Source organism: Variovorax sp. P1_H12_2, assembly GCF_056405335.1.
The window spans coordinates 1-8678 of record NZ_JBFUCI010000275.1; the positions used below are offsets into that span (position 1 = coordinate 1).

The following is an 8678-nucleotide window of genomic DNA, read 5'->3' on the forward strand; positions in this document are numbered from 1 at the left end:
TGCTTATCCGCATAAGGCGCGAACCAAAAAATAGTTTGTTTCCATAAGCCTCGCTTTTACATTCCTCGCTCGCTTCGACGAGCAGTGGACGCACCGCTTTCCAGCTACTGACACACGATGTACCAATACACAGATTTCGACCGCCAGTTCGTGCACCTGCGTGCCGCCCAGTTCCGCGACCAGCTCGAACGCTGGCAGACGGGCAAGCTCGCGGAGGACGAATTCCGACCGCTGCGCCTGCAGAACGGCTGGTATGTGCAGCGCTACGCACCGATGCTGCGCGTGGCCGTGCCCTATGGCGAGCTGTCGAGCCGTCAGCTGCGCGTGCTGGCGAAGATCGCGCGCGTCTACGACGAGCCCGAGGCCGAGGTCTACAAGAACGCGCTGGCCACCCAGGGCAAGCTCGGCACGCACAAGCTGCCGACCCACTACGCCCACTTCACGACGCGCCAGAACGTCCAGTACAACTGGATCCCGCTGTCGAAGTCGGCCGACGTGATGGACCTGCTGGCGACGGTCGACATGCACGGCATCCAGACCAGCGGCAATTGCATCCGCAACATCACGAGCGACGAGCGTGCCGGCGTCGCGGTCGACGAGATCGCCGACCCGCGCCCGTTCGCTGAAATCATGCGGCAGTGGAGCACGCTGCACCCCGAATTCGCCTTCCTGCCGCGCAAGTTCAAGATCGCGATCACGGGTGCCACCGAGGACCGCGCCGCCACCGGCTGGCACGACGTCGGGCTGCACCTGCTCAAGAACGCGGCCGGCGAACTGGGCTTCCGGGTCCAGGTCGGCGGCGGCATGGGCCGCACGCCGATCATCGGCACCGTGCTGCGCGAGTTCCTGCCGTGGAACCAGATCATGAACTACCTTGAAGCGGTGGTCCGGGTCTACAACCGCTACGGTCGGCGCGACAACATCTACAAGGCCCGCATCAAGATCCTCGTGAAGGCCGAAGGCCAGCGCTACATCGATGACGTCGAGGCCGAGTACAAGCAGGTGATCGAGCACGACGGCGCGCCGCACACCATCACCCAGGCCGAACTCGACCGCGTGAGCGCCTCTTTCGTGCCGCCGACACTGGCGACCCGCGTGTTCCGCAGCGCCGAGGAGACCGATGCCGACCTGCGCGCCCAGGCCGCCGACGACGTGATGTTCGCGCGCTGGCTGCAGCGCAACGTGGCGCCGCACCGCAATCCCGCGCTGCGCGCCGTCACGCTGTCGTTCAAGCGCCTGCTGCAGGCGCCCGGCGACGCGTCGGCCGACCAGCTCGACACGGCAGCCCTGCTGGCCGACCGCTTCAGCGCCGGCGAAGTCCGCGTCACGCACGACCAGAACCTGCTCTTGCCCTGGGTCCATGCGGAAGACCTGCATGCGCTGTGGCTGGCGGCCCGCGAGGCCGGCTTCGCGAGCGCCAACGTGCACCTGCTGACCGACATGATCGCCTGCCCCGGCGGCGACTTCTGCGCGCTGGCCAATGCGCGCTCGATCCCGATCGCCGAAGCCATCACCGAGCGCTACCAGGACCTCGACGAACTCGACGACCTCGGCGAGATCGATCTCCACATCAGCGGCTGCATCAACTCCTGCGGCCATCACCACAGCGGCCACATCGGCATCCTCGGCGTCGACAAGGACGGCAAGGAGTGGTACCAGGTCACGCTTGGCGGCTCCGACGGCTCCACGCTCAGCGGTGCGGCGCAGGCCGGCAAGGTGGTCGGCCCGTCGTTCTCGGCAGCCGAAGTGCCCGACGTGATCGAGGCCGTGCTCAACACCTACCGCGACACCCGCGAAGCGGGCGAGACCTTCATCGACGCGCTGCGCCGGGTCGGTATCGAGCCGTTCAAGGCCGCCGCCAACGGCGCACGCTTCAAGGTCGAGGAGGTGGCTGCATGAACAAGACGCTTCGACTCATCGCCGCCGAGGACCACGTCGACAACGGCGAGCCGAATGTGCTGCAGCTGCCCAACGACGCCGACCCGCTCGCGATCGAGGTGTGCCTCACGGACGTCGAGCGCATCGACCTGAACTTCCCGAAGTTCACCGATGGCCGCGCCTACAGCCAGGCCTTCCTGCTGCGCCGCCGCCTGGGCTTCCAGGGCGACATCCGCGCCACCGGCGACGTGCTCATCGACCAGCTGGTGCAGATGCAGCGCACCGGCTTCTCGAGCGCGGTGCTGAAGGAAGGCGTCGACGCCTCCGCCGCCCAGCGGCAGTTCGACCGCTTCGCCGCCTTCTACCAGGGCGACGCAGTGCAAGCCACCCCCATCTTCAAACGGGCATGAAACCCACCCCCGTTGCTTGCTCACTGCGTGTCGCCGCCTCCCCCCTCAAGGGGGCAACGCCAGCGGCCCGGCAAAGCCGGTTCCGCGGCGTTCCCCGAAAAGACTGATATGAACGCCATCTCGCTCTACGCCAAGCCCTCTGCCGATTTCGACGACAAGCTCGCCGAGAGCGTGGCGCTGCTGCGCGGCGCAGCGACCGAATTCACGCCGATCACGCAGGCCTCCAGCCTCGGCGCCGAGGACATGGTCGTGACCGACCTGCTGCACCGCTTCCAGGTGCCGGCGGGCGTCTTCGTGCTCGAGACCGGCAAGCTGCACGCCGAGACGCTGGACCTGCTGGACCGGCTGCAGGTGCATTACGGCCGCCAGGTCGATGTCTACCGTCCGATCGAGGCGGATGCCGCCGCCTTCGTCGCCGAGAACGGCGAAGAGGCGATGTACCGCAGCCTCGAACTGCGCAAGGCCTGCTGCCACATCCGCAAGATGGAGCCGCTCGAACGCGCGCTGGCCGGCAAGCGCGGCTGGATCACCGGCCTGCGCCGCGAGCAGTCGGGCGCCCGCGCCGAGGTCGAGTTCATCGAGGAACAGGCCGAGCGCGTCAAGGTCAACCCGCTCGCGCGCTGGACCTGGGGCGACGTCTGGCACTACATCTCGCTGCATGAAGTGCCCTACAACCCGCTGCACGACCAGTTCTATCCGAGCATCGGCTGCGCGCCCTGCACGCGGGCCGTGACCCTGGGCGAGGACTTCCGCTCGGGCCGCTGGTGGTGGGAGCAGGAAAGCGCCAAGGAATGCGGCCTGCACGTGGCGGCCGATGGCAGCCACGAAGGCGAGGAGCCCGCGGCCTTCGAACCCTTATCCGCAGTTTCCGCAGTCTCCGCCGTCTCTCCACTGCCGAACCGCGCCATCCCCATCCGTGCCATCCCGAACTGAACCCCGCCTCATGAACGCCCGTACCGAACCCGATCTGCTGCTGCCGACCACGCAGTCGCTCACGCGCCTGTCCAACACGCAGCTCGATGCGCTCGAGGAGGAAACCATCTTCATCCTGCGCGAGGTGGCGGCCTCCTTCGAGCGGCCGACGCTGCTGTTCTCGGGCGGCAAGGATTCGCTGGTGTTGCTCAAGTGCGCCGAGAAGGCCTTCGGCATCGGCCGGATTCCCTATCCGCTGCTGATGATCGACACCGGCCACAACTTCCCCGAAGTGACGGCCTTCCGCGACGCCCGCGCCAGGGAACTCGGCGCCGAGCTGATCGTGCGCAACGTCGAGGACTCGATGAAGCGCGGCACGGTGCGCCTGGCCCATCCGGACGAATCGCGCAATGTGCACCAGTCGGTCACGCTGCTCGAATCCATCGAGGAGTTCCGCTTCGACGCGTTGATCGGCGGCGCCCGCCGCGATGAAGAAAAAGCGCGCGCCAAGGAGCGCATCTTTTCACACCGCGACAGCTTCGGCCAATGGCAGCCGAAGGACCAGCGCCCCGAGTTGTGGACGCTCTTCAACACGCGTCTCGCACCGGGCGAACATTTCCGCGTGTTCCCGATCTCGAACTGGACCGAGCTCGACGTCTGGCAGTACATCGACCGCGAGCGCATCGCCCTGCCCTCGATCTACTACACGCACAAGCGCGAAGTGATCGAACGCCGCGGGCTGCTCGTGCCCGTGACCGCACTCACGCCGCCGCGCGACGGCGAGCAGATCGAAGTGCGCGACGTGCGCTTCCGTACCGTGGGCGACATCACCTGCACCTGCCCCGTGGACAGCCTCGCAGCCGATGCGGCCGACGTGGTGATCGAGACGCTGGCGGCGGACGTCAGCGAACGCGGCGCAACCCGGATGGACGACAAGACTTCCGAAGCCTCGATGGAAAAGCGCAAGAAAGACGGGTACTTCTAGCTCGCCCCCAGGTTGGGCTCACTGCGTGCAGCCCGCCCACCCCCTACCGGGGGCAACACCAGCGGCCCGGCGGAGCCGGTTCCGCGGTGTTTCACGAACAGGACAGCGCATTGCAGAGAATGAATATGAACGCGACGATTTCAACCCTTGAACAGCATGCCGAGACCGGCGCCGCATTGCGCTTCATCACCTGCGGCAGCGTCGACGACGGCAAGAGCACCCTGATCGGCCGCCTGCTGGTCGACAGCAAGACCGTGCTGCAGGACCAGCTGGCCGGCGTCCAGCGCGGCGGCGAAACCGATCTGGCCCTGCTGACCGACGGCCTTTCGGCCGAGCGCGAGCAAGGCATCACGATCGATGTCGCCTATCGCTACTTCTCCACCGCGCATCGCAAGTTCGTGATCGGCGACGCGCCAGGCCATGAGCAGTACACGCGCAACATGGTCACGGCCGCATCCAGCGCCGACGCCGCCGTGGTGCTGGTCGACGCCACCAAGCTGGCCTGGGCCGCCGAGGTCGGCGACGGCGAAGTGGTCAGGCGCGAACTGCTGCCGCAAACCCGCCGCCACACGCTGCTGTGCCATCTGCTGCGCGTGCAGTCGATCGTCTTCGCGGTCAACAAGCTCGATGCGATCGACGACGCCGAACTCGCGTTCGAGCGCATCGCCGCCGCGCTCTCGAATTTCGCCGAAGCCGCCGGCGTGCAAGTGGCCGCCACGGTGCCGATCTCGGCGCTCAAGGGCTGGAACGTGGCCTCGCGCCATCCCGCCTGGGCCGGCTACGAAGGCCCCAGCTTGCTCGAACTGCTCGAGCAATTGCCGGTCACCGCCCAGGACGAGGCCGTCCCCTTCGCCTTCCCGGTGCAGTGGGTCGAGAAGTTCTCCGCCTCGGCCGACACCTCGCGCGGGCGCCGCGTGTTCTGGGGCCGGGTCGCCAGCGGCCATGTCGAGCCCGGACAGCGCGTCACCGTGCTGCCGAGCAACCAGCACGCCACCGTGGCGCAGGTACTGAGCCACACGCGCGATCCGAAGGCCGTGCATGCGGGTCACAGCGCCGGCATCGTGCTGGACCGGGAACTCGACGTCTCGCGCGGCGACTGGCTGCTGGCGCCCGACGCCTTCGAGCCGGTTCGCGAGATCACCGCGACCGTCGCCTGGCTCGACGACGAGCCGCTGGTCGCTGGCCGGGTGTACTGGGCGCTGCAGGGCCACCGCTGGGTCAAGGCCAAGGTGGCGCGCATCGTCGACCGGCTCAACATCACGACCCTCGATGCCGAGCCCACGGAGCGGCTCGAAGCCAATGCCATCGGTGACGTGGTACTGGCACTGCAGCAGCCGCTGGCCGTGCTGCCATTCACGCAATCGCGCACTCTGGGCTCGCTGATCCTCGTGGACACCGCTTCCCATCGGACCTCCGCCGCAGTGCTCGTGCGGCCCACCGCCACAAAGGCCTAAAATTCGGGGTTTCCCCGATCATTCCCCCCGCTTGCCAAGACCATGACCCACGTCGTCTCCGAATCCTGCATCCGCTGCAAATACACCGATTGCGTCGACGTCTGCCCGGTCGACTGCTTCCGTGAAGGGCCGAACATGCTGGTGATCGACCCCGACGAATGCATCGACTGCGCGGTCTGCATCCCCGAGTGCCCGGTCAACGCGATCTACGCCGAGGAAGACCTTCCGGCCGACCAGCTGGCCTTCATCAAGCTCAACGCCGAACTGGCGCTGGCCGACGGCTGGAAGAGCATCACCAAGCGCAAGCCGGCGCTGCCCGACGCGGAAGAGTGGAAGGACAAGACCGGCAAGATCTCGGAGCTGGTGCGCTGAAGCATGCGCCCCCCACGCTTCGCACTGCGTGTCATCGCTGCCCCCCGAGGGTGCCGCAGGCCGCCTAGGGGCGGCTCGGCGCCGGCCTGATGCCTCCGGTCGAAACCGACGCGCTGATCATCGGCGCCGGACCGGTCGGCCTGTTTCAGGCCTTCCAGCTCGGCCTGCTCGAGATCTCCTGCCACATCGTCGATGCCCTGCCGCGTGCCGGCGGCCAATGCGTCGAGCTCTACGGCGACAAGCCGATCTACGACATCCCGGGCACGCCGATGACCACCGGACGCGCACTGGCGGAATCGCTGCTGCAGCAGATCGCACCGTTCAAGCCGCAATTCCATTTCGGCGAGCAGATCGCGACCCTCGCCCGCCAGCATGATGGCCGGCTGCTGCTGGCCACGTCGCGCGGCAGCTCCTTCCTGGCCAAGACGGTCTTCATCGCCGCGGGCGTCGGCGCCTTCGTGCCCAAGCGCATCGCCGTCGAGGGCATCGAGCGACTCGAAGGCACCAGGCTCTTCTACCATCCCGACACCCTCGATCGCTTCGCGGGGCAATCGCTGATCGTCCAGGGCGGCGACGAGGCCGCGCTCGACACCGCGCTCGCGCTCGCGCCCCTGGCGAAGAAGGTCACGCTGCTCCACCGCCGCGACGTCTTCCAGGCCGACGAGYAAACGCTGCGAACACTGCGCGAGCGCATCGCAGCCGGCGCGATCCACCTGCAGATCGGCCAGCCCGTGGGCTTCGATGACACGCAGCTCCAGGTCGCCACGCCGGACGCGCAGACCGTGGCGCTGCCCTTCGACGCCTTGATCGGCTGCCTCGGCATCTCCCCACGCCTCGGACCGGTCGCTGAATGGGGCCTGGCGCTCGAGCGCAAGCAGGTGCCGGTCGACACCGAGAAGTTCGAGACGCGCGAGCGCGGCGTCTTCGCCGTCGGCGACATCAACACCTACCCCGGCAAGAAGAAGCTCATCGTCTGCGGCTTCCATGAGGCCACGCTGGCGGCCTGGGGCGCCACCGCGATCGTCTTTCCCGACAAGGCGATTCCGCTGCAATACACCACCACCAGCACGCGCCTGCACACGCTGCTCGGCGTCGCGCACTGACCTGCGGCTGCCGCCAGCGCTCGCATCCCCCGGTTCTGGTTCTAATTGCTCGCCGCCCCGATACGCAGGTGCTGCGGCGCGACCTGCGTGGTGGCGGTGCCCAGATCAACGGGCTCTTCGTCAGCGAAGAAGTTGTACACCAGTGTTCCGACCGCCACCAGGATCACGGCAACCACACCCCAGCGAAATGCAATGTCACTGGCGTTCTCGCCCATCTCTGCCTGCTCGGATTTCATGGCGATCCTCCATCCTGATGAGGTCGAAGGCGTGAAACTACGCCTGACCGTTGCAAAGATCTGTCGGACAAGAGCGCAGCGCGCTGTCGAGAAAAAAGCGGGCGCGAGGCCACTGCCGTTGCCTGCGCGGCGCTCGGGCGAGGTGCGCGCCGCTCTATCCCGGCGAAGCGGCTGCCGACCGGCGCCATTCAAGACGCAGTCTGATGGGGGAACGCCTACATCAAGACAAATCGAAAACCTATGCGGGCCGCCCTGCGTTGAGGCGATACATCGATTGCTGGGCTTTGCACACCCGCCGGTAGCCCCAGCCATCCCGGCATGGAGAAACTCATGGCTTCTGATGTCATTTCTTCCGACCGCGTGGAAAACACGAAGGTCTACAACGTCACGGGCGACAAGCTCGGCACGATCGACGACCTCATGATCGACAAGGTATCAGGTCAAGTGCGTTATGCCGTCTTGGAGTTCGGCGGTTTCCTGGGAATGGGAGCGGATCGCTATCCCATTCCATGGAGCATCCTCAAGTACGACACATCGAAGGATGGCTACGTGGTTCCGCTTGACAAGGCCCAGCTGGAAGGCGCGCCGCGCTATTCGACAGATGTTGTGCCTGACTACGACGAGATCTACCGGGCGAACGTCGACAAGTACTACGGCTCCTAGCCGCTTTGGGCCTGCGACACGTTGTTGAGAACCCGCCCCGCGCACGCCCGGCGGGTTCTTTTTCGTACGGCGCCACACGGATCCGTCTGACGGTGCGGAGTTCGGAAGGCCTGATTGCCACTGCTGCGTGAACTGCATTCAAAACGCGTCCCCTTCAGAGCCCGCGCAGACGCGGGCTTTTTTTGTCCGGAACTACAATGCGCGCATTCGCTGGGGGTGCTGGCCCGATCACTCGGGCCGGCTGAGATCACACCCTTTGAACCTGTTGTGCCACTGAGTGATTTTGGTGACTTGAGGTAATCCTCGCGCAGGGAAGCTGGTCCGGCGGCCGCCACGTTTCTCGCGCGGCGGTTCTGCTGCCGGCCTCGCCCACCTGCCAAACAATTTGCATGGGAGCAAATGGATGGCAAGAACGAACGACCCGACTGCGCCGCCCGGGGCCAACGAGGCACTGACGCCGCTGCGCGAATCCGGCCGCGTCTTCCAGTGGCACGACCACATGGCGCTGTGGTTCAGCCTCGGCGTGGGTCTGCTGGTGATGCAGATCGGCGCCTACCTGGTTCCGGCGGTCGGCACCCGCGACGCCGTGCTCGCGATCGCGCTGGGCTCCTGCATCGGCGCCGGCCTGCTGGCCTGGACCGCGCGGCTGGGCTGCGAGAGCGGGC

9 protein-coding genes and 1 pseudogene are annotated in these 8678 nt (G+C 66.7%); 9 read left to right on the forward strand and 1 reads right to left on the reverse strand.

Going from position 1 to position 8678, the window contains the following annotated elements:
• Nucleotides 1-117 precede the first annotated feature (117 nt).
• From AC1D2K_RS23445 to AC1D2K_RS23475, 7 genes are all read left to right on the forward strand, one after another.
• Complete coding sequence (locus AC1D2K_RS23445; protein WP_478091369.1) at nucleotides 118-1899, forward strand: nitrite/sulfite reductase; 1782 nt, start codon at nucleotides 118-120, stop codon at nucleotides 1897-1899.
• Nucleotides 1896-2288, forward strand: a complete 393-nt coding sequence (locus AC1D2K_RS23450) for a DUF934 domain-containing protein (protein ID WP_478091370.1) — start codon at nucleotides 1896-1898, stop codon at nucleotides 2286-2288. Before AC1D2K_RS23445 ends, AC1D2K_RS23450 begins: the two co-directional genes overlap by 4 nt.
• Before the next feature lie 108 nt (nucleotides 2289-2396).
• Complete coding sequence (locus tag AC1D2K_RS23455; RefSeq protein WP_478091371.1) at nucleotides 2397-3221, forward strand: phosphoadenylyl-sulfate reductase; 825 nt, start codon at nucleotides 2397-2399, stop codon at nucleotides 3219-3221.
• Between the two features lie 10 nt (nucleotides 3222-3231).
• Entirely contained in the window at nucleotides 3232-4185 is a 954-nt protein-coding gene (cysD, locus tag AC1D2K_RS23460) for a sulfate adenylyltransferase subunit CysD (RefSeq protein ID WP_478091372.1), read from the forward strand.
• 125 nt (nucleotides 4186-4310) lie between these two features.
• The gene (locus tag AC1D2K_RS23465) at nucleotides 4311-5639 is read left to right on the forward strand and encodes a sulfate adenylyltransferase subunit 1 (RefSeq protein WP_478091374.1); all 1329 of its coding nucleotides are present in this window, start codon (nucleotides 4311-4313) and stop codon (nucleotides 5637-5639) included.
• 42 nt (nucleotides 5640-5681) lie between these two features.
• Nucleotides 5682-6011 (forward strand): ferredoxin FdxA, encoded by a 330-nt coding sequence (gene fdxA, locus AC1D2K_RS23470; RefSeq protein WP_478091376.1) that lies wholly within the window; start codon nucleotides 5682-5684, stop codon nucleotides 6009-6011.
• An 89-nt stretch (nucleotides 6012-6100) separates the two neighbouring features.
• Nucleotides 6101-7114: an NAD(P)/FAD-dependent oxidoreductase gene (locus AC1D2K_RS23475; protein ID WP_478091377.1), complete on the forward strand. Its 1014-nt coding sequence runs from the start codon at nucleotides 6101-6103 to the stop codon at nucleotides 7112-7114.
• Nucleotides 7115-7155: 41 nt separating this feature from the next.
• Here AC1D2K_RS23475 and AC1D2K_RS23480 read toward each other — a convergent pair whose 3' ends face one another.
• Entirely contained in the window at nucleotides 7156-7350 is a 195-nt protein-coding gene (locus AC1D2K_RS23480) for a hypothetical protein (RefSeq protein WP_478091378.1), read from the reverse strand.
• A 330-nt stretch (nucleotides 7351-7680) separates the two neighbouring features.
• Here AC1D2K_RS23480 and AC1D2K_RS23485 point away from each other — a divergent pair, with 330 nt between their 5' ends.
• Entirely contained in the window at nucleotides 7681-8013 is a 333-nt protein-coding gene (locus tag AC1D2K_RS23485; RefSeq protein ID WP_478091380.1) for a PRC-barrel domain-containing protein, read from the forward strand.
• A 403-nt stretch (nucleotides 8014-8416) separates the two neighbouring features.
• A pseudogene (locus tag AC1D2K_RS23490) lies at nucleotides 8417-8678 on the forward strand (allantoin permease); the annotation flags it as partial.